Below are 24,770 nucleotides of genomic sequence, written 5' to 3'. Positions count from 1 at the left end.
GAAATTGAGTCAAAAGGTTTTGCTAAGGTTCAAACCGAAGAAATACATTTAAAAGTCCGTTCTCAATGTCCCAATACTCAGAGTATCTTGGAGAGATTGCACCGTCCTTTGTCCAGGTAAAATCAAAAACCTTTGATTCAATCTTATGGAGAGTAGTTATCTTGCTCTTTGCTATATCCTGTAATTTACTTCTTTCAGTTGGAATCTCAGGATTCAGATGATGGTAATCATTTCTGCCCTTCCATATTTCCTTGAATAGTTCGCTACAATCAGGTTCAATTCCTCTTTTTTGGAGTTTCTCGACGTTTTTTCCATAGTCCTTAGAAATTGATGGAAATTTACTTCTTTCGCACATTAACCGAACTATTGCTTCTGCTACTGCTTGGCATAGTGCTATGCAAGCTAGAAAGTGTCCATCACCATATAGAAGGACGCACTCAGCAGAAACGGAAGCGAAATGAGCATTAGGAATGACCTTGATATAATCAAGTTCCTGATAGCGTGATATTCGCTCATCTAGCGTGCCCATAAAATCCTGCTTCAATGAATCCTCCAATTGCTTGCGTTTGATTGCTTTAGAAATCTCTTCCCTATCCATATTCACCACTATTTGACTGTTTCTGCACAGTAGATGTCTATTGCCACTGTGCACTTAGAACTTGGGTGTCAAGGACTTTTTTCATTAGAATGAATGCAAACTTTACGCCTTCTTTTTCCGATAGGACGTCTTTCAAGTATATCTGAGTATCGTCTTCATAATGTTCTGGGAAGTGTATGCTTAAATAAGTCATCCTCTTCTTGGTTGCTTCCCAGAACCTATATTTCACAGTTTCCTTACCCTTGTATTTCATAACAAACTTATCAATGAATTGACTGTCTTTGAAACAATTAACTAGTGATTGACTAAACCAAACATCGTCCCAACTATCAAAGAAGGGGAAGTGGATAATTACATTTCTGACAAATTTGAATAATTCTTTAGCAATTTCCGCTTCCATCGGTTGTCTGGACATTTTCATATCCTCAAGAACCCACTGTAATGGTTCGTAGTTCAGTAGTTCAGAATAAACTGCGAATCCATCCTTCACCTTTGAAAAACGATACCAAGAATTCTTTCCCCAAAAGGAATCAACCATAACTTCTTCAAAGATGTCATAGAATCGGTTATACGCAAGTGTTAGGAATTGTATTTCTGACTTATTGGGTCTTAATTCACTTTGCATATTCTCTAAATTACTCATGCAGGAATCTTAGAATCTAGCCAGCACTTTACGAGATTATGAATAAAAGTCTTTGTTTCAGCTAACGACATTGGATTCTTGGGCGGTGGATGCTTGCCCCCTCGGTGACGAGCCTTTTCCCCTGCGAAATTAACCGTTTGTCTGAATAACCTAATTTTGTTTAAAGAAGCCCATCCATTATCACGTATATTCTCTTCACCCCCAACATCACTCCTGATAATCTCAAATATGTTAAACAAAGTCCTTGGGTCATCTTCTTCTTTCAGACAATTGAAAACTTCTGCTACATTATTATCTTTCTTAGCTATTAAGACATATCTTCCTAGTTCATCGTATATATAGGCTCCTTCTTCTCTACCATTTATCAAAACTGTTGGGTTATGCGTCCTAACTACTATAGAAGCAGGTGGAACAGATATATACACACTGCGCTTTCCGTCTTGACTAAGAGACTCAACTCCGTCAATTGTAATCGGTTGCTGAAAAGATTGTTTCAGCTTTGCGCAGCCATTGATATAGTTAAGTTTAATCTCTGCATTATCCCTAACATCCTGTGATTCATTCAGACTATCAAAATCTGAAGAGCTAAGAATAAACTTGCCATCATCTTCCCATATTTTCAATTCATCGGAATTCAGTGACTTTGCCAGTTCTTCTAAGTCGGATTTATCCCCTGATAATTGAACTCGCCACTCCATATTAACCTCCACTATAAATTTTAACACAATACGATGTAGATTAATCAGTCTAAAGACAGGATTGACACCCATACTGTATGGGGATAGAATTCGGACAAGATAATTAGGAATACGATACGTCATATGTATGGGAATCTGAGTAGTCGGACTTTGGTAATAATCCTATCTGTATTAGGTGTGTTAACAGGAATAATATATTTTGCCGTTACACGCAATGCAGACTTGTGGGTTAACATCGTAGCTTCGGTCTCGGTATTTTTGGGTGGATTATTCCTGATATATCTGGTGGTAGATAGAAGAATGAAAGCAGAAAAGGAAGCAAGGCTACGACCAGTAGAAGATACCGTTCTAGATAGTATTTCAGTACACGCCCAATCTGTAGTAAGAGTAATCGGTATATACGCTGAACAAAATGACCTCAAAATAGAAACTCCAGACGAAGATACTGGAGAGGCAACCAAGAAAACTGAAGCCTTTGCCAAAAGGGTCATACGAGATGGTCTAATGCTCCCCTCTGCGAGCTTAAATGTTAATTCTGCTAGAACTTTAAGTATAAAGTTAGACGATATATTGAAAGGTCTATTCTCATTACAAAGTCGTTACTCTTTTGTGATTGAGGAACACCCTGACATTGCCACACTTCTTAGTAAGCTTGGAGCTAGCCAGACTTCGGTTAGGTCGGCTTTTTATTGGACTTTCTTGGATATACAAATGAACGACGATATGAAGAAACAACTGCTTGAAAGGAAGTTAACGGATACCATCAAGATATGTGATGAGATAGCTGAGACAACGTCTAGCCATTTGGAACGTATCCGCTCTACAAAGAAAGGGTTGGAAAATGAAAACGGAAATGGGTGAATACTTGATAGGTGCTTACCTCAAACTCAAGATGAACTGTAATTTTGTTGATTATAACGTCCGCCGTCCAGGTGGCGGCCTAGCAGGTTTGAATGAGCTAGATGTTATGGGATTAGACTTTACAACAAAAACGGCTTATCTTTGTGAAGTAACTACCCATCTAGATGGTGTGCTCTATGGAAGCAACAAGAACAATACGATAGATAGGATAAAGAACAAGTATGACAAAATGCGGGACTATGCAAAGAATCATCTGCCCAAAGAATCTTTTCCAAATCGTCGCTTTATGTTTTGGTCTCCCGTAGTGAGTGCTGGTGTGGAAATAGAATTGGAGAAGATTCAAGGACTGGAATTAGTTATTAATGACAGATACTCTGCTTGTGTTGACGAACTTCTAGAACAAGCAGGTAAAATAACCTACGACACCAACAATCCAGCATTCAGGATATTACAAATTCTCGGACATTTGAGAAGATAATGAGAAGTGAATATTCATCAAGGGCAAAAAACAGCTGAGAACCCATAAGAACTCCCGGCTTTAGAGAAAAATAACCCCAAAAATCAATCTATTCCTGTGTAAATGAATGCTAAAGCAGACTTTTCCCCGACATTTTCGGGATTTATTCCCCTTTTCTTCCTTAGCATAAGTTAAGGATTGAGCGGCAGCAGTAGGGTGGGACCCGGTTTTCGCATCAGATATGACCTGGTGTACTCGGTAGGGTGAGAATAGGCTACCTGTACTCCGGGGTATTCCAGCCAGAAAAGGAACAGCCCGACAACCTGGGGCTTGGTTCCGAAGGGGCCGACAATAATATTGTATGAACCGCCCAGCTCATCACTTATTTCTTCGAGCACCTTCTTGACGGCGTAGGGATCGTCGGCAGGAACATTCCTTACCTCCACGGAAGGCTGCGAGAGCAGGCAGGCGTTGTTCTTCTCCGCGTACTTCAGGTAGTTCAGGTTCTCGTTGCGCGGCGGATTGGTTATCAGGGCGATAGTCTTGACCGGGCTGAAGTGGTTCCAGACCGTAAGCGCGCGTTCCGCCTCAAACCCCAGGAACAGGATGAGCACCTTTTCTCTTTCCACATTGACGGAGCCGAAGAAGCTGGCCACGGTGGTTATCTGTGCCACCCCTGAAGTAAGCTTGTTGGGGAGATATGTCTGTGTCGTGTGCAGTATTCGGGGCAGTCCCAGCTTCAGTTCGACAACAAGATAGTGGAGAAGCTGCAGCAGATATATTTTAGTGAACCCGCTGATGTCAATGGTAATAAAGGAATTTTCACTGTCCTTGGGCCGGCATTGTCCCCAGATTTTCTTAAGCTGGCCGATTCCCTCATTGGGGCTGTCGCGCCCGCAGGAGATGACGAAGATACCCCTGGAGCTCCTTGTCCCCAGCATGCTCTTCAGGTTGTTCAGGTTGGTATCGGCCTGTTTCTTGTCCGGAGAATCCTCGATGACGAAGATGATGGAGTAGTTGGTCCTGTAATTGGCGCTCATCTTGCGGGCGCTGGAAAGGCACCTCTGTTCAAAGCTGGCGCAGCATATGAAAAGGTCGTCGGGACCGTACTCGTTGATCCTGGTTAGATGGTCTATTTCCACCCTCGGCCGTTCGATAGCCATACTACCCGCCAGTTCTAAAATCTATTATTCGTGGTTATTATAGCACAAATCATTCGGCACAAATCATTCCGGGGCCGGAGGCGGCAGCAGGTTAAACGGAACAGGTAGTTTTATCGGTTACTCACCGGCACCGGGAGCTTTTTGATAGACCCTGAGGTAGCACGGGAATAATCTGCTGTAGATAGTTACCTGCCAGCCCTTGCCCTGCTGTGCTTTTAGCTCCTTCTTCGAGAAGTCCCTTAAGTAGCTGAGAATTCCCCCGTTCAGCACCACCGGAAAGCGCCAGAGGAAGATGCTCTCCAACATAATCCCCGGGATATTGTATACGTCATCCAGCTCCATAAACTTCGGCGCCAGGTGAATGGTGAGCTTGTCCAGCCGGTCACGCTCTTCAAGGCTCAGGTGATGTCTCAAGCGCGTGTGATAGACCAGGTCGAAGGAGTTCTCGGGAAGGGCCTGCAGTTCAAAGGCATCGGTGTTAAAGAGTACTATCGAGAATCGCCGCGCCGCCGCTCTCTCCTTCAGCTTGTTCAGCTCTTCGGTCCCCAGATGGGAGACGGTCTCTATCTCCAGCATCCCCTTGGAGACGAGGTTGGCGAATTTTCTGGAGATGACATCACCAATGGCGGGAGAATAATCGACGCCGATGACAAGCAGCGGAAAGTTGAAACGGCTCCTCAGTAGTTGATATAGGACCTGCCTCTCCAGCTCCATCCCGCCGCAGCCGAAGCTGGCTATCACGATCGGTTCTTTCTTGATTTTCCTCAGCCTTTCCAACTCCCCGATAATCGCCTGTCTGATCGGTCGCAGTATTCTACCCATCCATATCTCAAACCAGGAGAGCGTCTCCAGAAGCTCGTCCTGCCATCCGGGAAAGGGCAGGTCGGCAAGCTCTCTGATCCTGGCCCGCTCTCTCCTCAGCCGGGGTGCCCGGAACAGCAACCACCAGAGATAGCTCAAAGGGAAGCGGAGCACCCGGAAGAACTCGATGTTAATTTCTGCTCCTTCTTTATGTTCCGGGTGGGATTTCAGGGCTTCCAGGTCGGCGAGGATTGCTTTAATCTGCCGGTATCTTTTGAAGTTCCTCCTGTAGGGAACTGCGTAGGTAAGGCCTATCAGACAGCCGATAACAGCCAGCACCACTATAGCGATAATAATCTCTCTGTACCCCCTATTCTTTAGCTACTCGGCTGCCATCCTGCCGGCGGCGCTGCACCGTAGTTTCAAGGGTATCGAGAAGTACCACGGGATATAATTCTACGGTAACGGCATAGCCCGGCAGGTACTGCGGTTTACGCTCCATATCAGTCCCCGGGTCGAAAGGCGGCGTTTCGGGGGCCGGGACGGGAAAGGCACAGCCCCAGGTAATAATATCTCAGGCATAAAATTGCTGTCAACAGCAGGTAGGAAGGAGGGGCAGCCGGTGACCGGAAGCGGTCTTTTGCCATCCGGGATGCGAGGGTTTATAATCTTGCGTAAGCCGGTGACCGGAAGCGGGATGTCCCCGGCCTTGCCGCTAGACTTGAGAGGGTTGTGCAGGTGTTACTTCAGTTAAGGGTCAAAGGTATCGGTATTATCGAGGACATAAACTGGGCCCTGGGCCCGGGGTTGAACGTCATTACCGGTGAGACCGGAGTGGGGAAGTCACTGATAATCGATGCCGTGGAGGCGCTGCTGGCCGGTAGGCTGGATGAAGACCTGATACGCTACGGCGACGACAAGGCTCACCTGGAGGGAGTTTTTACCCTGCCTCAAGGCGGCGGTATTTCCCCTCTTAGAGAACTCCTGGCTGAAAAAGGGCTGAAAGCTGATGAGGAGACGCTGGTTATCAATTGCGAGCCCCGCCGGCAGGGTCGCGGCATTATTCGGGTGAACGGATATGCGGTAGCAAGGGGGCTGCTCAACCAGATCGGCAGCCTGCTGGTTGATATCCACGGTCAGAGCGAGCACCTTTCCCTGCTGGATAAGGGTTACCATCGCTATCTTCTCGATTGTTACGGTCATACCCTGGACCTGTGCCGGAGTTTCGCTGCTAAAGCCCTGGAGCTCCATAAGGCGGAAGAAGAGCTCCGCCTCTTGGTCGATGAGGAAAAAGAACGCGCCCGCCGCGAGGAGTTCCTGCGCTTTCAACTGGATGAGATAGAGCGGGCGGAGCTGCGCGAGGGTGAGGAAGAGGCATTGCAGGGGGAGCGTAATATCCTGGCTTCCAGCGAGCAGCTAAAGGCGCTGTCCTTCGAAGCCTACCAGGCATTGTCTGGCGGAGATGCCGCTGGTTCTGCCGCGCCGGTTCTGGAGAAGTTGGGCGAGGCGGTCCGGGCGGTAAAGAAGCTCGTTAGCCTGGACCCCGCTCTGAAGCAGCAGCTTGATTTCCTGGAGGAGAGCCTGTACGGGCTTGAGGAGGCAGCCCGGGACATCCGTGCTTATGGCGAACGCCTGGAATATGACCCGAAACGGTTGGAAGAGATAGAAACGAGGCTGGAGCTGATCCGAGGCCTGAAGAGAAAGTACGGGCAGTCTGTCCCGGAAATACTGGATTACCGGGAGAAAGCGGGGCGGGAGATGGCAGAAATCTCTCACTCCGGAGAAAGGAAGATCGCTCTTATCGAGACCTGCTCTTGTCTCAGGGAGGAGATGGGGCGGATGGCCTCCGAGCTTTCCCGGAAACGCTCCCGGGCGGCGGAGAAGTTGGTGACTGAAGTGGAAAGGGAGCTTCAGGATTTGAATATGGCACAGGTTAAATTTGAGGTAGCTGTCACCAGGGAGCCGGATCCGGAGGGGATTCCTTCCCCTGATGGAGGCAGCTATGCCTATGGTAATAACGGGGTCGATGTCGTAGAGTTCGTCGCCGCGACCAATCCCGGAGAACCCCTGAAGCCGCTGACCAGGATTGCTTCCACCGGGGAAATCTCCCGCTTCGCCTTAGCTTTGAAGAGCGCTCTTACCGGTGCCGACAACATCCCGGTGCTTATTTTCGATGAAATCGATATCGGTGTCGGCGGCAGAAGCGGCGAGGTAATCGGCAAGAAACTCTGGAATCTGTCTCGTAATCACCAGGTGATTTGTGTTACCCACCTTCCCCAGATAGCCGCTTTCGCCGATGCTCACTACAGTGTTCACAAGGAGGTTTCCGGGACCCGGACCATGAGCAGGTTGGATGTTCTTGAGGGTAATGCGCGGGTCGAGGAGCTTGCCGCTATGCTGTCCGGCCCTCAGTACAGCGAAACCGCTCGAGAAAACGCCCGTGAACTGATACAGAGAGCGGCGCTCTGGAAAGAGCGTCCCGGCAAAAAGGTCTGAGCTATTCCGCCAAATTGACTTCCCCCCGGTGCGCTGGTAACATTGAGTGGAAATGTTATCAAGATTACCGCTGTTTCCAATCAGCTCCCGGATAAATGAGGCGGGTCATCTCTCGATTGGTGGTTGCGACACCGTCGGGCTGGCGGCTGAATTCGGCACGCCTCTCTATCTCTTCGATGAATCCAACCTGCGCGCCAGCTGTGCTGAGTTCAGGAGCGGGTTCGGCCGGTTTTATTCTGATACCACGGTTGTCTACGCCTGCAAGGCCTTTATCAACAGGACCCTGGCGGCTATCTTTGCCGAGGAGGGGTTGGGGCTGGATGTGGTCTCCGCCGGCGAGCTGGCGATTGCCCGATCGGCCGACTTTCCTCCGGACAGGGTCTACTTCCACGGCAACAACAAGTCGGCTGAGGAGCTCGAGCAGGCGCTTGAGCTGGGTGTCGGCCGCATCGTGGTGGACAACTTACATGAGCTTAAGATGCTTGAGGAGATAGCCGGAAAGCGGGGCCTGAAGCCCGATATACTGCTGCGGCTTCTGCCCGGCGTTGACCCCCATACTCACCGGTACATTTCCACGGGTATTATCGACAGTAAGTTCGGCTTCCCCTTGCCCAGAGCGGAAGAGGCGGTAGCGCAGGCGATGTTATCGCCCGGCCTTAACCTTGTCGGTCTGCACTCTCATATCGGGTCTCTCATCTTCGAGGTGGAGCCGTACCTTCGTGCTGTCGATGTCGTCCTGGACTTCGCGGCTGCAATGGGAGAGAGGTATGGCTTCAAAATCAGCGAACTGAATATCGGGGGTGGGTATGCTATCCGGTATACCATGGATAAGCCGGCCCCGCCGGTCTCACATTACGCCGAGGCGATAGCGTCCAGGATTATTACCAGGTGTCGTAAGCTGGGTCTGGCGTTGCCCCGGCTTATCGTTGAGCCGGGCAGGGCTATCGTGGGAAGGTCCGGAGTGGCGCTGTATAAGGTCGGCGCCGTTAAGGATATCCCCGGTATCAGGCGCTATGTTGCGGTGGATGGCGGGATGGGAGACAATATCCGCCCCGCCCTTTATGAGGCCAGGTATGAGGCGGTGGCGGCTAATCGGATGAATGCCGAGGAATCGGGGAAGGTTACTATCGCCGGCAAGTTTTGCGAGTCGGGCGATGTATTAATCAGGGATATCGTGATGCCTTCCCTCTCGAGCGGTGACATTATTGCTTTACCCTGCTGCGGCGCTTATTGCCTGCCGATGGCCAGCAACTACAATGCCTCACTTAAGCCGGCTGTTGTTTTAATCGGGGACGGCAAAGCCCGCCTTATCCGGCGGCGGGAGACTTTCAGCGATCTGACCGGCTGTGATTTGGACTGGAAGGCAGGGTGAGATTTCAAAATGTGGCAGGTAGTTGGTCAGGATAGTGCCGTCTCCTTGCTGGAGCGTAGTCTGGATAAGAAGACCCTGGCACATGCCTACCTTCTAGTGGGCCCTCCCCATGTCGGTAAAATGACGCTGGCTCTGGACCTGGCTAAGGCAATAAACTGTGATTCCGCCGCCGTCCCCTGCGGAGAATGTACTTCCTGCCGGAGAATAGCCTCGGGTAAGCATGCCGATGTGCAGATCATCGGATTGGCCGGAGCTGATGACCCGCCGGAGGACAGGTCTCAGACGGAAATCGGCATTGACCGGATTCGACACATGCAGCACTCGGCCTCTCTGCCGCCGTTCGAAGGCAGGTACAAAGTGTTTATTATCGAGAGGGCTGAGCTGCTGTCGAATGAAGCCGCCAACTGTCTTTTGAAGACCCTGGAGGAACCCCAGGAGAATGTGGTTTTTCTCCTGCTGACTGCCCGGGAGGAGCTGCTGCCGGCTACCGTTGTTTCCCGCTGCCAGCGGTTGGAGTTGTTCCCGCTGGCGGTTGGTGCGGCGGAGTCTGCACTGAGTAGCCGCTGGGCCGTTGAGAAAGAGAAGGCCAGACTGCTGGCCCGGCTTTGCCACGGCTGCCTGGGCCGGGCGTTGCTGGCTGCTCCCGATGATATCTGGCTGAAAGAGCGGTCGGAAAGGATGGCACAGTTGCTCGGTGTTATCGATGCTGCCGGTTATGGGGGACGCCTTGAGTATGCCCTCCAGCTGGCATCTCAGTACGGCAAAGATAGAGGGGCGGTGCAGGATGTTCTGGACTTCTGGCTTGACTGGTGGCATGACCTGCTTCTGGTCAAGATTGGTTGTACCGAGGCTATTACTAATGTTGATGTTTCGGCTGTACTTGAGCAACGGGCTGAGGAATACAGTCTGGCTGAAATAAAAGGCTTTATTACTGCCATTCAGTCGGCCGGCGGGCAGCTCAAGCAGAACGCTAATCCGCAATTGGTATTCGAGGTGCTGATGCTGAGTATACCGGGAAGGGGTGTATGAGGATGGCCGATGTTGTCGGCATACGTTTTAAGAGGACCGGGAAGATGTATTATTTCGACCCGGCTGGTATTGATCTGAATGTGAGTGACTACGTCGTGGTCAAGACGGCTCGCGGCCTGGAGATGGGGCAGGTAGTTGTTGCTCCCCGGCAGGTGCTGGATAGCGAAGTTAAGGAACCGCTCAAGCCGGTAGTCCGTAAGGCAGAGCCGGAAGATATCAAACATGCCGAGGAATTGGAGCAAAAGACCGCGGAAGCTCTGGCCGAATGCGGTAAGTTGATCGAGAAGCTGGAGCTGCCGATGAAGTTACTCGCTGCCGAGTACGGCCTTACCGGCAACCGCCTTACCTTTTTCTTCAGTGCTTCGGAGCGGGTTGATTTTCGCGAGCTGGTCAAGGAGTTGACCAGCCGGTTGAAGGTACGGGTGGAACTGCGGCAGGTGGGACCCAGAGATGGAGCCAAGCTGATAGGCGGCTATGGTCGCTGCGGACGTCAACTGTGCTGCAGCAGTTTTTTGACCGAATTTGAACCTGTTTCGATCAGGATGGCCAAGGATCAGGATCTGCCCCTTAATCCGATGAAGATATCGGGTACCTGCGGCCGTTTGATGTGTTGTTTGGGTTATGAGGGTGAGCTCTACCGGGCTATGCGAGAGAAATTACCCAAAAAGGGTCAGCGGGTAATGACTAATAGCGGGGCTGCCGTTGTTACCGGAAACAACCCGCTCAAGCAGACGGTATTGGTGGAACTAAAGAGCGGGGCGATTGTTGAACTGCCTGCCGATGAGGTAACTATCGAGGCGGAACAACCGCATAAACCGCAGAAGAAAAAGGGTTGAGGTTAGCCAGCGGGTTTTAAGGTCTTACTGAGGAAGGTATTTCTGCCACTGGACCTGGGTCTTCAGGGACAGGGGGATGTAGAAGGGAAGGCGGTCCTTTGGAGGGTGGGGACAGTTTATTAGGCTCATCCCGGCTTCTTTGGGGGTTTGTCCTGCCTTGCGCCGGTTGCATGGAATACAGGCGCTGACCACATTCTCCCAGGTCTGCTCGCCGCCGCGGTAGCGGGGAATAACGTGGTCCAGAGTAAGCTGCTGGGTCTTCTTACCGCAATACTGGCAGATGTATCGGTCGCGGTTGAAGATCTCCAGTCGGGTCAGTCTTCTTTTCGGTCGGGGACGCTTGATGATGTAGGATAACCGGATTACCGAGGGCAGGGGAATTTCACGGTCGATCGAGCGGATAAAACCGGCGCCGTCTTCCAGCATTTCAGCCCTACCTTCATAAACCAGCACAATTGCCCGTCGGACTCGACATATATTGAGCGGCTCATAATTCTGATTCAGTACCAGGACCGACCGGTTTATCATAGCTTAAGGCTTCTTTCCACAGGTGGGCTCCCTTATTCTAATAAAAAAGCCTTCGGTGATACAAGCCTGTGTTCGGATTAGGGTTCTTAGCCCCAGCGTTCCTTCCTGCCGCCGCTGGGTCTCGACTTCGGGCCGGGCTGGCGGTCACTCCGGTAATCGGGGACGGTAATAATAAACGGCGTGCTGAGCTTGGCATCTACCAGGCGTGAGCTAATCGGACTGTCGATTTCATCCATGGTATGACGGGTGGTGATTACTGTCGATAGCTTGGCGTTATAGCGGTAGTTGATAACCTGGTACAGCTTTTCCTGCGCCCAGGGTGTGGTGGTCTGTTCCCCGAAGTCGTCCAGGACGAGCAGCGGCGCTGTCTTTACCTTTTCGAACAACTGATCGTAGGAAACCCTGCTCTCCGGGTTGAAGGCGGAACGCAGGTGGTCGAGAAACTCGGGTACCACCACAAACAGGGCCGGTTTTTTGGCCTGGTAGCAGTAGTTAACTACGGCTGCCGCCAGGTGGGTCTTACCGCAGCCGTTGGCCCCTTGAAGTATCAGCCACCCCTCCGGTGAGCGGGCGAATCGAAAGACTCCCTCGAAGACATGTTTCAGGTTCTCGCGTTGCTCCCGGGGCAGGTTAAGCCGCTCGTGGTCGAATGTGTCGAAGGTCATGCTCTTTTGCAGTTCGAACTCGGGGGCCCAGCTATATTCCGACGGAGTTTCCTTTTCCTCGATGCCGTACGTCCGGCACAAATCGGGGTCGGTGAGACGGGTGCGTATCCGGTCGTTGAGATGTTCAATAGCGATGATAGGAATGATCACGGTGGGCAGCTCGCTGTTGAAGCGGTAGTTCAGCAACTGCTCCAGTTTTTCTTTAGCCCAGGGGGTACTGGTCTGGGCACCCAAATCGTCCAGGACCAGCAGCGGTGCATTGCGCACCTGGTCGAAGAACTCGTCATAAGGCATTTCGCTGTCGGGGTTGAAGGCGGAACGCAGACGGTCGAGGAGGTCGGGAGCGGAGATGAAGAAGGCGGGGTGCCCCTGGCTGATGCGCTCATTAACGATTGCCGCCGCCAGGTGGGTCTTGCCGCAGCCGCTGGGACCGGTCAGGATCAGCCATCCCCTGGGTTCGCCGGCAAAGGTACGGGCGGCCTGGCAGGCCTGGGCGAATTGTTCCTGGTTTGCCGGGTTGCCGCTCCTTCCTTCAGGGATCAGGGTACTGAAGGTGAAGCGGGTTAGTGCCCCCAGGTTGCTGTACTTTATCAGGTGGGTCTGGCGCTCTCTGGTCAACGATTCTTTTACGCAGCGGCAGGGGATAACCCGGCTGAAGTCCGGTTTTCCCGAGGAGAGAATCGGGTGAACAAAACCGGCACCTTTGCATACAGGGCAGTTTGAGCCTGGTTCGGCTTCCGCTTCTTCAGCGCCGGAACATGTGTCCGTATTTCTGGTTGACGTATCTGTCCAGGTCTGTTTTCTTAGAATCTTGCCCAGGTGTTCCATCACTCCTTCCTTCCTGACGCCAGCGCTCCAGAATTCTTGAGATGTACCGCCAGCTCCGTTTGTTAAGGGAGGCGGCTTCTTTGATAGCATCCGTTATCCATCCGGCGGGGTATAGCTTCTCTGCCTGGCTCAGCTCTTCGGAAATCAAGGGGGTGAGCATACCGATGTTCTCTTCATACAGGGTGAAGATGTCGGACCGTTCCGTAATCAGGGCATCGCTGTTTCCCCCGGTGCTGAGATTGCCCAGAGAGAGATCACCGTTCTTAATCATGTTGATGGTCTTTCTGTCGGACTCGGTATTAAGGAAATAGATATCCTCGGTTACCCCGTCTTTATCCAGTGCTATATGAAGGATGGTCTCTCTTCTGGTTGCCATCGCCAGCGCCCTGCGCAGTACCTCTGCAGGCGGTTCTGCCGTGCCGGTAAGGCTATGCATCAGACTGGGGATGGCCGCTAGCTCCCGGTAGCTTACGTAGCGAGGGTAGCCCTTCTTGCGGTAGAGAGCGGCGAGAATATGGAGGGTCGTCTTAAGCTCCGCCATATCACTGATTTGAGGCAGAAGAGTACTGAAGAAGAGGTTGGGTATCGGGGTGTACTGCATTCTGGGGGGAAACCCGGTAAACTGCTTCATAACAGGCTCGGCTCGGCGGTGGTAATATTTTCGGGAATATTCTCAAACTTGGCCAGTCGGGGGACGAAGCGCAGGTTTATCTGTCCGGTAGGGCCGTTACGGTGCTTGGCAATGATGACCTCGGCCGGAGGAGGGTATTTTTCTCCGGGATGCTCCGCTTCCCACTCCTGCTGGCTGGAATAGCGTACCTCGTCCCGGTAGATGAAGAGGACGATATCGGCGTCCTGCTCAATACTGCCGCTCTCTCGCAGGTCGGATAGCTGGGGTCTGTGTGAAGTCCGCCATTCCACCGCCCGGCTGAGCTGGGATGCCGCTATCACCGGCACATTAAGCTCACGGGCTATTCCCTTCAGATATCGTGTGATATAGCTGATTTCCTGGACCCTGTTTTCCCTTTTGCCCTCCCCCTGGATCAGCTGCAGGTAGTCAATGATCACGAGATCAACGCCTCGATCATGATAGAGCTGACGTAGCTTGCTCCTGATCTCTACTACCCGGAGCTGCGGGGAATCATCGATGTAGATCGGTGCCTCGGCGAGGATACCCGTAGCGTCCATAACCTTTCTTTCCTCCGCCTCGCCGTGCAGCCCGAAACGGACCCGGCTCAGGTTTACTCCCGACTCGCTGGAAAGCAGGCGGAGTACCAGCGACTCTCGTGACATCTCCAGACTGAAGATGGCCACGCAGGCGCCCTGCTCCACGGCGGCATTTCGAGCGATGTTCAGGACCAGGCTGGTCTTACCCATGCTGGGTCTACCGGCAGCAATTATCAGGTCGGAGCGCTGGAACCCGCTGAGGAAATCGTCCAGACCGGTGAAGCTTGATTTGATATAAGGTATGTATTCAGGCTGTCCTTCTGAAGCGGCTGTCCCGGGGACAGTGGCCTCAAAGTATTTGTCCAGCACCTGGCGGATAGGAACCAGATCCCGGGTGTCCTGACCCTGGCGTATCTTGAATAGGACCTCCTCGGCGCGACTGAGGCTTGAGTCAACATCGGGGTCAGCCTCATAGCCGATGGCTGCAATCTGGTTGCTGGCAGCTATCAGGCGGCGCATTATCGACAGCCGGTAGACAATTTGAGCGTAGTGTTCGATATCCAGTGAGGTAGGTACTATAGATATCAGGTGACTTAAGTAGGCGCTGCCGCCACATGCCTCCAGCTTGTCCTGGCGGTCGAGCTCCTGGGCCACTGTAATCTGGTTTATCGCTTCGCTGCGCTGGTATAGCGACAGGCAAGCCTCGTATATCTGCGAGTTTCTGTCGCTATAAAAGTCCGACGGCTTGATCAGGACGGCGATCTTGTAGATTGCTGCGCCGTCTATTAATAGTGATCCGATTACTGCTTCCTCAGCATCGGTATCACGTGGTGGTAGTTTCTCGCCGTTCACTCTATGCTGGCTCCTCTTCCCCTGTCTTCTCCCCTGCCTCTTCTTCTCCTCCCCCGTTTTCCTTCTCTTCCTTGGTCTTCTTCTCCGCCTTCTTCTTTACCTTCTTCTCTGTCTTCGCTTCTACCTTAGCCTCTGCCTCTTCCTCGATCTTTTCCTCTATCACTTTAACCTTTATTTTGGGTGTGATCTCACTGCCCAATCTAACGGTTATCTCGTAGCTGCCGAGTTGGTGGATGTGTTCCTCAAGGTCTATCTTTTTCTTGTCGATAACTATTCCTTCACTCTTCTCCATCTCGGCGGAGATATCGGCACTGGTAATCGAGCCATACAGGCGATCCTTGCTTCCCACCCGTGCTTTCAGGGTGATTTCTTTCCCGTCTATCTGCCGGGCAAGTTCTTGTAGTTCGGCTTCGGTCTCAGCTTGCTGTCTGGCCTTGGCACGGCGTCGTACTTCTGCCAGTTTTATGGCAGCCGAGTCGGCTGTCAGCGCCAGTTTCTTCGGGATAAGGAAGTTTCTGGCGTAGCCGTCGGCTACCTCCTTGATATCGCCGGACCGGGCTACGTGGGGTACATCCTCTAGGAAAATAACCTTCATATTCTTCCCTTTCTATTGAATTGCAGTTCGTTTTAGTAATTATACTTCACCCGGCGATAAAGTAGAAACATCGTTCACCCCTCAGCTCAGGAATTTTTCTACATTTATCGCAGCGGTTGCTCCGTCACCGGCAGCGGTTATCGCCTGCCACTCCGTCTTTTGACGGATGTCCCCGGCGGCAAAGATGCCGGCTACTCCCGTCTCCATCTTGTTGTTGGTAATGATAGAACCATCATTAGCCAGGGGTAGAATACCCTTCAGATAACCGGTATTGGGGATAAAACCGATCGAGATGAAGACGCCGGATACCTCCAGAGTAGACTGCTCCCCGGTCTTTATCTGGTGAAGCCTGATCCGTTGCACGGAATCTTTACCCTCGATGCTTTCTACGATACTCTCCAGACGGAAGTCTATTTTGGGCTCGGCAAAGGCTTTCTCCTGTAGAATAGGTGTGGCACGCAGTTGGTTGCGGCGGTGTATTACGGTAACCCTGGAGGCAGACTTTGCCAGGTGCAAAGCTTCCGAAATTGCCGAGTTACCGCCGCCGACTAAAGCTACCGGCAGCCCTCTAAAGAAGGCGGCATCACAGGTGGCACAGTAGGAGACCCCTTTGCCGGTAAACTGCTCCTCTCCCGGCACCCCTAACTTACGCCGGTTGGAACCGCCGGTGATAATCACTGCCTTAGCGGTGAAGGTACCGCCGCTGGTCTCGACTATTTTCTCTTCACCCTTAATCTTTAGACCGGTAACCTCGGCGATAACGGTCTCCAGGCCGTATTTTGTCGCTTGCTTGAGCATTAGCTCGGCCAGTTCAAATCCGCTGACGCCTTCCGGGAAACCGGGGTAGTTGTCCAGGCGCGCGGCATTTATCATCTGGCCCCCGAATGCCCCCTTTTCTATCAGCAGGCTGCTGATTCTTGCCCTTGCCGTGTAAAGTCCGGCAGTAAGTCCCGCCGGACCGCCGCCGATAATAATCGCTTCATAGCTATTCGGAACTGAATTGCCCATCTTATTTCTCCTTCCGGCAAAACTCCGCTTTAACTTCGGCTACCTTGGCCGGGTTAGCCAGTAAATCAACGGCGGTCATCGCCAGTGCCTTGGCGGCGTCAAGGAGAGCTCGGCTCCCTTCATCGGAAGCAGCGGCCGAGGCAAACTGGGGAGAATGAAGCGATATTTCCTCCGGAGCGATGGCTACCATGGGGTGAATACTCGGCACCTGTTGACTGACATTGCCCATATCGGTGCTGAAAACGGCATCGTTTGAGCCGGTTTTTCCCATCTTGCGTCCCAGGGACTCCATGTTGTGCTGAAATAATCGGGCCAGGGTCAGATTGTTGCGCATGGGGGCATAGGGGTTCTCCTGCCAGTGGTATTTCAGGCGGGCGCCGCTGGCGGTGGCTGCTCCGATAAAGCAGTTGATTAGCTTCTGCTTTAGTTCATCCAGGTAGGCATCATCCTCTGCCCTCACGATGAATGTGGCGGCACTGTGGTCGGGGACGATGTTGGCTGCCTGCCCGCCGTCGGTGATAATGCCGTGGATGCGGGCCTTGTCCCTGATGTGCTGCCGCAGTGAATTAATGGCGTTGAAAGACTGGAGCATTGCCTCCAGGGCGTTGATGCCTGCTTCCGGCCTGGCGGCAGCGTGGGCTGCCTTACCCTGGAATTCAACCTCCAGCACCTGGCAGGCAAGGGCCTGGATGGCGGCGTAGTTCTGTACTCCCGGGTGTACCATCATGGCAATATCCACATCGGCGAAGGCTCCTTGATTGGCCATAATTATTTTACCCCCGCCTGTCTCTTCCGCCGGCGTACCGATAACTATGATCTCCCCTCCCAACCGGTCGATGGCCGGCCGGACGGCAACCGCGGCTCCAACAGCACAGGCAGCGATGAGATTATGACCACAGGCATGCCCGAGTCCGGGCAGCGCATCGTATTCAGCCAGTATCGCGATCGCCGGTTTTCCCTGCCCATAACTGGCACGGAATGCGGTCGGCAGCCCGCAGATCCCCTTTTTTATCGAGAAACCGTTTTCCGTAAGGTATTGGCCCAGCCAGGCGGCCGCTTTTGTTTCCTTGAAGCACGTTTCGGGATGGGCGTGAATACTTGAACTGAGCCCGTTGAGCTGACTGCTGTGAGCGTCTACCTTACTGATAACCAGAGCCTTTAGTTCTTCTGCTTCCACAACTTTTCCCTGTTTATAGTGAATTAAGGATAGCGTTCTAATTGATTTGGTCAGTGATTATTATAGACCAGTACGGTCGGGATTGCTAGGTTTTACGCTTTATCGAACGCTTGATATGTAGTATAATTTTTCTCCATATGATGATATAGTGATGGGTAGATTTTTATTATAAAAAATAAAGGCATTAATCGGACTATCGGAGTTTAAGGGGAAATGGTAGAAAAGCCGAATGATGAACAGATAAAGGATGAGTTGCTTGCCGACCTCAAGGAGCGGAGGCGGAAGATTGAGGAGATGGGTGGGAGCAAAAATGTCGAGAAGCAGAGAGAGCGGGGCAAGCTAACCGCCCGCGAGCGAATTGCCCGGCTGCTTGATGAGGGGACTTTCTGTGAGATCGGGATGTTTGCCACTAACAGGGGTACCGCCTTCGGTATGGACAAAATTAAGGTACCCGCCGATGGAGTGATTACCGGCTACGGCACGGTTAACGGCAGGAAGGTGTACGTCTATGCTCAGGACTTTACCTCGGTGGGGGGGAGTCTTTCCGAAATACACGCTGCTAAAATATGCCGTATACTCGACAGCGCGGCTAAGGCAGGTTGCCCCGTCATCGGCATCAATGACTCCGGGGGCGCCAGGATTCAGGACGGCGTGGATGCTCTGGCTGGCTACGGCCAGATATTCTTTCGCAACTCGATATTCTCCGGAGTGATCCCGCAGATATGCGCCATCATGGGTCCCTGTGCCGGTGGGGGCGTATACTCTCCGGCGCTGATGGATTTTGTTTTCATGGTCAATGGCACCAGCTATGCCTATATTACCGGCCCGCAGGTAGTCAAGGCGGTTATGGGGGAGGAGGTCAGCCACGAGGAGCTTGGCGGCGCCACTGTAGCGCAGAAGAAGGCGGGGGTCGCCTGCCGCTCTGAAGCCGGTGAGGTAGAATGCCTGGAGAGTATCAAGGAGCTGCTTGACTATCTGCCCTCCAGCAACCGGGATGCACCGAGACGGGTTGATTGGGGTGATGACCCCAACCGCAGCGAACCTGCCCTTTTTGATATCGTTCCGGCTAACCCCAGCAGGCCGTATGATATGCACAAGATCATCAAGCTGATATTCGACCGGCGTCCGGATGGTAAGAAGAACTACTTTGAGATATTCCCCCTCTTTGCCACCAATATCATCACCTGTTTTGCCCGGCTTAACGGTTGGACGGTGGGTATCATCGCCCAGCAGCCGATGTCGAAGGCGGGCGTGCTGGATATTGATGCCTGTGATAAGGCATCCCGTTTTATCCGGTTCTGTGATGCTTTTGGCATCCCGCTGGTCAACTTGGTCGATGTTCCCGGCTATCTGCCCGGCACCGACCAGGAGTGGGGAGGAATAATCCGGCACGGTGCTAAGATGCTCTACGCCTACTCGGAAGCGGTGGTGCCCAAGATTACCCTTACTATCAGGAAGGCATACGGGGGAGCCTATATCGGCATGTGCTGTAAGGACCTTGGCGCCGATACTGTATTCTGCTGGCCGACCACGGAGCTGGCGGTGATGGGGTCGGAAGGAGCGGCGGCGATAATATTCCGTAAAGAGCTGGAGCAGGCCGATGATCCCCAGGCGTTGCTTAAGGAGAAGATAAAGGAGTATCGTACCACCTTTGCTAATCCCTATCGGGCTGCCGAGAACTTGCATATCGATGATGTCATTGAGCCGGCGGAGACCAGACCCAGATTGATTAAGGCACTGGAGACGATAGTCGGTAAGGTAGAGGAACGGCCGAAAAAGCGGCATGGTATAATTCCAACATAATTTTTCCACGGTTCGAAAGCCGGGAAGGTTATTGATGAACAAGATCAGTATTATCGGGGCGGGTAATGTCGGTGCCCTCTGTGCTCAGCGTATTGCCGATAGAGGCTATGCTGATATAGTACTGCTGGATATTGTCGAAGGGTTGGCCGAGGGTAAGGGGCTGGACATCCTGGAGTCACTGCCTGTCTCCGGCCTGGATACCCGCATAATCGGCACCAGCAAGTATCAGGAAACCGCTGCTTCTGACGTGGTCGTCATCACCTCGGGTGTTGCCCGTAAACCGGGAATGACCCGTGATGATTTGCTGCTCACCAATATGAAGATTGTCAGCGAGGTTACTCGCAAGGTGTTGAGTCACTCTCTCGATCCTGTTATCATCGTAGCGACTAACCCGGTGGATGCGATGACCTATCTGGTGAGGCATATCAGCGGTCTGTCTCGAAACAGAGTGTTCGGACTGTCCGGAGTCCTGGATACCAGCCGGTTGAGGAGCTTTATTGCCGAAGAGCTTAACGTCTCGGTAGAGGATGTATTCGCCTGTATCCTGGGTCAGCATGGCGATGCTGCGGTGGTCATTCCCAGATTGACCACCGTCCATGCTATTCCGATAACCAGGCTTCTGGCCGGTGATATCGTTGACCGGCTGGTAGAGCGTTCTATCAAGGGTGGTGCTGAGATTGTCGGCTTGCTGAAGACGGGTAGCGCCTCTTTTGCTCCCTCGGCGGCTATTGCTCATATGGTAGATGCCGTTGTCCTGGATAAGAAGCAAATTCTACCCTGCTCCACCTGTCTGGAGGGGGAATACGGTCTCAGGGACACTGCTATTGGCGTGCCGGTAAAACTGGGCAGGGATGGTATTGAACAGGTTGTCGAGCTGGATCTGACTGATGATGAGAGAGAGACACTGGCTGCTTCGGCTAATGTGGTGCGGGAGATGGTAAAAGTAATGGGGTTGTGAGTGGGGGTTGGCATCCGTACCGGATAACCGGTCGGCTTGTTCTTGATTTACAGTCTTATGTAGTTAATGTGAACCTTTTCTGGTAAAGGAGGCAGGGGCAAGAGGTAGGTGAGAGAGATTGATGCCAGGGAAATAACCAGTACGGTATCGCGGCTCTTTCAGGAGGCTTGTTATATCCTACCTGATGACGTGCTTAATGCCCTCGAGCGGGCGCGACAGATCGAAGAATCGCCGATCGGATGTGAAGTGCTGGATATTATATTGAGGAATGCCGATATCTCGGCTAAGGAGCAGATTCCTCTCTGCCAGGATACTGGAGACGCCGTGGTTTTCCTGGAGCTGGGGCAGGATGTCCACATAGTCGGTGGCGACCTTTACTCGGCAATCAATGAGGGAGTGCGGCATGGCTATACCCAGGGCTATCTGCGTAAATCGATGGTGAGCCGGCCTTTTTCCGCCAGGGTTAATACCAAGGATAATACCCCTGCTATTATCCATACCGATATTGTCCCCGGTGATAGATTGAGGATTATTGCCAAGCCCAAGGGCGGCGGTGCTGAGAACATGTCGTCTCTGGCTATGTTATCCCTGGCGCAGGGTCGCCGGGGAGTGATTGACTTTGTGGTCAAGGCTGTTGATGAAGCGGGCAGCAATCCCTGTCCTCCGATTATCGTCGGCGTCGGTATCGGAGGTACTGTAGAAAAGGCGATGATGCTGGCGAAGCGGGCTTTGCTGCGTAAGGTTGGTGAGCCCAATCCCGATACCGAGACCGCTGAACTGGAACGCGAAATTCTCGGGCGGGTGAATAAACTGGGTATTGGTCCCATGGGCTATGGCGGTCGTATTACCGCTCTGGCAGTTCATATCGAGGTCTTCCCGACTCACATGGCCAGCCTGCCGGTGGCGGTTAACCTGGAGTGTCATAGCTGTCGTCATAGGGAGGCTCTTCTTTAGCAGGAGGTTACGATGGTGAAGAAGATTATGCTTCCGCTGACTGACGAAGCCATTAAGGATCTTAAGACCGGGGATGACGTCTTACTGAGCGGTGTGGTCTACGTTGCCCGGGACGCCGCTCATAAAAGGATGATTGAGGCGCTGGAGTCGGGAGAGCCCCTGCCCTTCGATATCAGAGGACAGACGATATACTATATGGGTCCTTCTCCGGCCAGGCGGGGTCAGGTAATCGGCTCGGCTGGTCCTACCACCAGCGGTCGTATGGACAGCTACTCGCCCCGGTTGCTCGCTGAGGGTCTTAAGGGAATGATCGGCAAGGGTATGCGCTCACGGGAAGTGAAGGATGCCATCAAGCAGTATAAGGCGGTTTACTTCGCCGTAGTGGGCGGTGCCGGTGCCCTCGCCTCGCGCAATATTAGTAAGTCAGAGGTAATTGCCTACGAAGAACTGGGAGCAGAGGCAGTCCGCCGACTGGAGGTAGCAGATTTCCCGGTCAGGGTAATCAATGACATCTACGGCGGTGATCTCTACCAGGAGGGAAAGGCCAGGTACAGGGTAGACCAGGAGTAAATTAACCCGGGCAGCCGGTTGGGGCTGTAGGAGTAGTTTGATGGACACGTATGACTATATTATCGTCGGCACCGGCATTGCCGGGCTTTACACCGCCCTGATGGCAAAAGAGCAGGGTAGTGTGCTGGTTATCACCAAGGGTAGTGTCGAGGATTGTAACACCAGGCATGCTCAGGGTGGTATCGCCGCTGCCATTGGCAAGGATGATTCCAAGGAGCTTCATTTACGGGATACTCTGGCCGCCGGGGATGGTTTGTGTGATGCCGAAGCGGTGCGTATTCTAGTCAGCGAGGCCCCGGCACGTATTGCCGACCTGGTTAATCTCGAGGTGCCTTTTGATACTGCCAATGGTGAGATTGCGTTGACCAGGGAAGCGGCGCATAGCGTTCCCCGTATCCTCCACGCGGGAGGTGATGCCACCGGCGAGCATATCGAGGTTACCCTGAGCCGTCGGGTGCGCGCATCTCAGATACAGGTGCTTGAGGACTGTCTGGTCACCGAGATTCTGGTCGAGAATGGGGTGGTCAATGGGGTACGGGCTCTTGACTGTCGTACCGGCTCCTTTGAGGAGTTCGGCTGTCGCTTTCTCGTTCTGGCTACCGGCGGCGCCGGGCATCTCTACAAGTTAAGTACCAACTCTGATATCGCCACCGGTGACGGCGTCGCGCTGGCCTTCAAGGCCGGTGCCGAAATAGCGGATATGGAGTTCTTCCAGTTTCATCCCACTGCCCTTCGTATGCCGGGAGTAACTCCGTTTCTTATCTCGGAATCAGTCCGTGGCGAGGGAGGCGTGCTGCGCAATGTCGATGGCTATCGCTTTATGCCCGACTATACCCCGGAGGCTGATCTGGCACCGCGGGATGTGGTTACCCGCAGTATTCTCTACGAGATGAGGAAGACGGCCTCGGACAGGGTCTTCGTCGATGTCACCCATCTGCCTCCCAATTTAATAACTACCCGGTTTCCCAATATCTATCGGTTTTGTCTGGTGCGTGGTCTGGATATCACCCGTGGTCTGATACCGGTGGCGCCGGCCGCCCATTACCTGATGGGCGGTGTGAAGACCAATACCTGGGGGGAAACCAATATCATCGGTCTATTTGTCATCGGAGAAGCCTCCTGTACCGGGGTGCACGGTGCCAACCGCCTGGCTTCAAACTCTCTCCTGGAGGCGGTAGTCTTCAGCCAGCGGGTTGTCGAGAGGACGACCAGGGATACCGTACCTGAGATAGCCAAAACAGAAAAAGATACCGCAGTGCGACACTCATTGAGTAAACGTCAGGTGCTTAAGGATGTACCGCCGCCCAATCTATCCGCATTGCAGGAGCTGCACTGGGACAAGGTTGGCATTATCCGTGATAAAGCGAGCCTTAACGAGGCGCTGGATATCCTGGCTGCCTGGCAGAAGTGCCTGCCCGAGCCCACTGACCGGCCCTCCTATGAGCTGAACAACCTGGCGATGACCGGCCGTCTGGTTGCCGAGGCTGCTCTGCTCAGGAAGGAGAGCAGGGGTGCTCATTTCCGCTCCGATTTTCCCAAGAGCTCGCCCGATTGGCAACATCACCTGATACTGGTCAATCAATAAGGTATGGTATAATTGAAAAGTAGTGGCAATAAAGACGGTAGTTACCAACCGTAAGGCATATCATAACTATCATATCGGGGAGAGTGTTGAGGCTGGCATTGTACTTACCGGTACTGAAATAAAGTCAATCAGGGCCGGCAGGGTGAGTCTTGGCGATGCCTATGTTAAACCCGAGGGTGGGGAGTTGTGGCTGTTGAATGCCCATATCGCCCGTTATGAAGCGGGCAGCTATATGAGTCATGAGCCGACCCGGCCCCGTAAGCTTCTTCTGCACCGTAAGCAGATTGATAGTTTAGCCGGTAACATACAGGAGAAGGGGCTGACCTTAGTCCCGCTCAAGCTGTATATTAAGGATAGCCTCGCCAAGCTTGAGATAGCCCTGGCGAAGGGCAAGAAGATGTACGATAAGCGGGAGGCGATCGCCCGCCGCCAGACGGATAGGGAAATCGGGCGTGCTATCAAGAGACACCGCTAAGGTTAAGGAGGTGTTCAGGTTTCCCCGATAAGTGGGGACGCGTGGGTTCGACAGGGGAAGTATGCTGCAGGATTGCAAGCTGAGGTGCCGCCAACCTCATAAAACAGGTGGCAAAAGATAATTGGCGAACCTGAATTCGCTCTTGCAGCCTAGCTAAATAGGTTGCACGCCCAGCCTGACCTCGCCTCAATGGGTTGGGATTGGGTGCCGAAATGTTGAGGTGCCGCCGCTCCGATGTCGATAAAGGGTGGTGAAAGATTTATCGACTGGCTCGACTGAACTCGGTCAGCAGAGGTTGGTCGGGTGAGATTAAAGAGCTGAAAAAGCTTGTAGTATATCCTGGGTAGCTTCTTTTGGACGGGGAGTTCAACTCTCCCCCGTCTCCACCATACCAACCTTATTTCGTCTAAGATTGCCTCAATGTACAACACCTGCAATTTTCAGCCTTAACCATGCCGTAGGGGCTGGGAAGCTATAATCCCAGCCCTTCTTTATTACTCTCGTATCTATCCCTTTTATCTATTTGAGGCCTTTGATCCTATTCACCTCGGTAATTTCAATTCCGGCAAGCTTCCTTTCCGCTTGCAGAGTGTGCGCTAGCCATCATAGTGATTAGGGTAATGTGTGCGCCCGATTCAGCCTGTCTCAGGA

Annotated in this window: 25 protein-coding genes and 1 other RNA gene; 13 read left to right on the top strand and 13 right to left on the bottom strand. The window is 52.7% G+C overall.

Features of this window, described 5'->3' with window-relative positions:
- Positions 1 to 22: 22 nt before the first annotated feature.
- The 3 genes from PHI12_02505 to PHI12_02495 are packed head-to-tail and all read right to left on the bottom strand — an operon-like array spanning position 23 to position 1,939.
- Positions 23 to 598, bottom strand: coding sequence for a hypothetical protein (locus tag PHI12_02505; GenBank protein MDD5509674.1), 576 nt, complete (start codon positions 596 to 598; stop codon positions 23 to 25).
- A gap of 37 nt (positions 599 to 635) precedes the next feature.
- Complete coding sequence (locus PHI12_02500) at positions 636 to 1,241, bottom strand: hypothetical protein (protein ID MDD5509673.1); 606 nt, start codon at positions 1,239 to 1,241, stop codon at positions 636 to 638.
- Positions 1,238 to 1,939, bottom strand: a complete 702-nt coding sequence (locus tag PHI12_02495; GenBank protein MDD5509672.1) for a hypothetical protein — start codon at positions 1,937 to 1,939, stop codon at positions 1,238 to 1,240. Before PHI12_02495 ends, PHI12_02500 begins: the two co-directional genes overlap by 4 nt.
- 300 nt (positions 1,940 to 2,239) lie before the next feature.
- On the opposite strand from PHI12_02495, the gene PHI12_02490 reads away from it, so the two are divergent.
- Together PHI12_02490 and PHI12_02485 are read left to right on the top strand one after the other, a co-directional pair.
- Complete coding sequence (locus tag PHI12_02490; GenBank protein ID MDD5509671.1) at positions 2,240 to 2,800, top strand: hypothetical protein; 561 nt, start codon at positions 2,240 to 2,242, stop codon at positions 2,798 to 2,800.
- Positions 2,781 to 3,278 (top strand): hypothetical protein, encoded by a 498-nt coding sequence (locus tag PHI12_02485; protein ID MDD5509670.1) that lies wholly within the window; start codon positions 2,781 to 2,783, stop codon positions 3,276 to 3,278. Before PHI12_02490 ends, PHI12_02485 begins: the two co-directional genes overlap by 20 nt.
- A 170-nt stretch (positions 3,279 to 3,448) precedes the next feature.
- Here the strand turns inward: PHI12_02485 and PHI12_02480 are convergent, their stop codons facing one another.
- The 3 genes from PHI12_02480 to PHI12_02470 all read right to left on the bottom strand — a co-directional run bounded on the left by PHI12_02480 (position 3,449) and on the right by PHI12_02470 (position 5,723).
- Positions 3,449 to 4,420, bottom strand: a complete 972-nt coding sequence (locus PHI12_02480; protein MDD5509669.1) for a hypothetical protein — start codon at positions 4,418 to 4,420, stop codon at positions 3,449 to 3,451.
- Positions 4,421 to 4,537: 117 nt separating this feature from the next.
- Complete coding sequence (locus PHI12_02475) at positions 4,538 to 5,563, bottom strand: class I SAM-dependent methyltransferase (GenBank protein MDD5509668.1); 1,026 nt, start codon at positions 5,561 to 5,563, stop codon at positions 4,538 to 4,540.
- Between the two features lie 28 nt (positions 5,564 to 5,591).
- On the bottom strand, positions 5,592 to 5,723 hold the full coding sequence (locus PHI12_02470) for a hypothetical protein (GenBank protein MDD5509667.1): 132 nt from the start codon (positions 5,721 to 5,723) through the stop codon (positions 5,592 to 5,594).
- A 236-nt stretch (positions 5,724 to 5,959) separates the two neighbouring features.
- Here PHI12_02470 and recN point away from each other — a divergent pair, with 236 nt between their 5' ends.
- From recN to PHI12_02450, 4 genes are read left to right on the top strand one after another with little or no spacing between them, the layout of a single operon-like run.
- A complete protein-coding gene (gene recN, locus PHI12_02465; protein ID MDD5509666.1) occupies positions 5,960 to 7,717 on the top strand; it encodes a DNA repair protein RecN in 1,758 nt (585 codons plus the stop codon).
- A 52-nt stretch (positions 7,718 to 7,769) separates the two neighbouring features.
- Complete coding sequence (gene lysA, locus PHI12_02460) at positions 7,770 to 9,089, top strand: diaminopimelate decarboxylase (protein ID MDD5509665.1); 1,320 nt, start codon at positions 7,770 to 7,772, stop codon at positions 9,087 to 9,089.
- A 9-nt stretch (positions 9,090 to 9,098) separates the two neighbouring features.
- The gene (locus PHI12_02455; protein ID MDD5509664.1) at positions 9,099 to 10,118 is read left to right on the top strand and encodes a DNA polymerase III subunit delta' C-terminal domain-containing protein; all 1,020 of its coding nucleotides are present in this window, start codon (positions 9,099 to 9,101) and stop codon (positions 10,116 to 10,118) included.
- Positions 10,115 to 10,954: a stage 0 sporulation family protein gene (locus PHI12_02450; GenBank protein MDD5509663.1), complete on the top strand. Its 840-nt coding sequence runs from the start codon at positions 10,115 to 10,117 to the stop codon at positions 10,952 to 10,954. Before PHI12_02455 ends, PHI12_02450 begins: the two co-directional genes overlap by 4 nt.
- Before the next feature lie 24 nt (positions 10,955 to 10,978).
- Here the strand turns inward: PHI12_02450 and PHI12_02445 are convergent, their stop codons facing one another.
- The 7 genes from PHI12_02445 to PHI12_02415 all read right to left on the bottom strand — a co-directional run bounded on the left by PHI12_02445 (position 10,979) and on the right by PHI12_02415 (position 17,774).
- On the bottom strand, positions 10,979 to 11,482 hold the full coding sequence (locus tag PHI12_02445) for an HNH endonuclease (GenBank protein MDD5509662.1): 504 nt from the start codon (positions 11,480 to 11,482) through the stop codon (positions 10,979 to 10,981).
- An 86-nt stretch (positions 11,483 to 11,568) separates the two neighbouring features.
- Positions 11,569 to 12,975, bottom strand: a complete 1,407-nt coding sequence (locus tag PHI12_02440) for an ATP-binding protein (GenBank protein ID MDD5509661.1) — start codon at positions 12,973 to 12,975, stop codon at positions 11,569 to 11,571.
- The gene (locus PHI12_02435) at positions 12,893 to 13,606 is read right to left on the bottom strand and encodes a DnaD domain protein (protein MDD5509660.1); all 714 of its coding nucleotides are present in this window, start codon (positions 13,604 to 13,606) and stop codon (positions 12,893 to 12,895) included. Before PHI12_02435 ends, PHI12_02440 begins: the two co-directional genes overlap by 83 nt.
- Positions 13,603 to 14,994 carry a replicative DNA helicase gene (gene dnaB / locus PHI12_02430; protein ID MDD5509659.1) on the bottom strand — a complete coding sequence of 464 codons (1,392 nt, stop codon included), beginning with the start codon at positions 14,992 to 14,994 and terminating at the stop codon, positions 13,603 to 13,605. Before dnaB ends, PHI12_02435 begins: the two co-directional genes overlap by 4 nt.
- A 1-nt stretch (position 14,995) precedes the next feature.
- A complete protein-coding gene (gene rplI, locus PHI12_02425) occupies positions 14,996 to 15,589 on the bottom strand; it encodes a 50S ribosomal protein L9 (protein ID MDD5509658.1) in 594 nt (197 codons plus the stop codon).
- Between the two features lie 81 nt (positions 15,590 to 15,670).
- Entirely contained in the window at positions 15,671 to 16,597 is a 927-nt protein-coding gene (gene trxB / locus PHI12_02420; protein ID MDD5509657.1) for a thioredoxin-disulfide reductase, read from the bottom strand.
- 1 nt (position 16,598) lies between these two features.
- Complete coding sequence (locus PHI12_02415; protein ID MDD5509656.1) at positions 16,599 to 17,774, bottom strand: M20 family metallopeptidase; 1,176 nt, start codon at positions 17,772 to 17,774, stop codon at positions 16,599 to 16,601.
- 213 nt (positions 17,775 to 17,987) lie between these two features.
- Between PHI12_02415 and PHI12_02410 the strand changes: the two genes are divergently transcribed.
- From PHI12_02410 to ssrA, 7 genes are all read left to right on the top strand, one after another.
- Positions 17,988 to 19,577, top strand: a complete 1,590-nt coding sequence (locus tag PHI12_02410) for a carboxyl transferase domain-containing protein (protein MDD5509655.1) — start codon at positions 17,988 to 17,990, stop codon at positions 19,575 to 19,577.
- 34 nt (positions 19,578 to 19,611) lie between these two features.
- Positions 19,612 to 20,535: a malate dehydrogenase gene (gene mdh, locus PHI12_02405; GenBank protein MDD5509654.1), complete on the top strand. Its 924-nt coding sequence runs from the start codon at positions 19,612 to 19,614 to the stop codon at positions 20,533 to 20,535.
- A gap of 108 nt (positions 20,536 to 20,643) precedes the next feature.
- Positions 20,644 to 21,489: a fumarate hydratase gene (locus PHI12_02400; protein MDD5509653.1), complete on the top strand. Its 846-nt coding sequence runs from the start codon at positions 20,644 to 20,646 to the stop codon at positions 21,487 to 21,489.
- Positions 21,490 to 21,501: 12 nt separating this feature from the next.
- Complete coding sequence (locus tag PHI12_02395) at positions 21,502 to 22,059, top strand: Fe-S-containing hydro-lyase (GenBank protein MDD5509652.1); 558 nt, start codon at positions 21,502 to 21,504, stop codon at positions 22,057 to 22,059.
- 40 nt (positions 22,060 to 22,099) lie between these two features.
- A complete protein-coding gene (nadB, locus tag PHI12_02390; protein MDD5509651.1) occupies positions 22,100 to 23,644 on the top strand; it encodes an L-aspartate oxidase in 1,545 nt (514 codons plus the stop codon).
- A 22-nt stretch (positions 23,645 to 23,666) separates the two neighbouring features.
- Complete coding sequence (gene smpB / locus PHI12_02385; GenBank protein MDD5509650.1) at positions 23,667 to 24,119, top strand: SsrA-binding protein SmpB; 453 nt, start codon at positions 23,667 to 23,669, stop codon at positions 24,117 to 24,119.
- Between the two features lie 33 nt (positions 24,120 to 24,152).
- Positions 24,153 to 24,508, top strand: a transfer-messenger RNA (tmRNA) gene (gene ssrA / locus PHI12_02380).
- The last annotated feature ends 262 nt before the right edge of the window (positions 24,509 to 24,770 follow it).

The organism is Dehalococcoidales bacterium (genome assembly GCA_028716225.1).
In the GTDB taxonomy this organism is placed as follows: domain Bacteria; phylum Chloroflexota; class Dehalococcoidia; order Dehalococcoidales; family UBA5760; genus UBA5760.
This window is presented reverse-complemented; position numbering and strand designations above follow the sequence as displayed.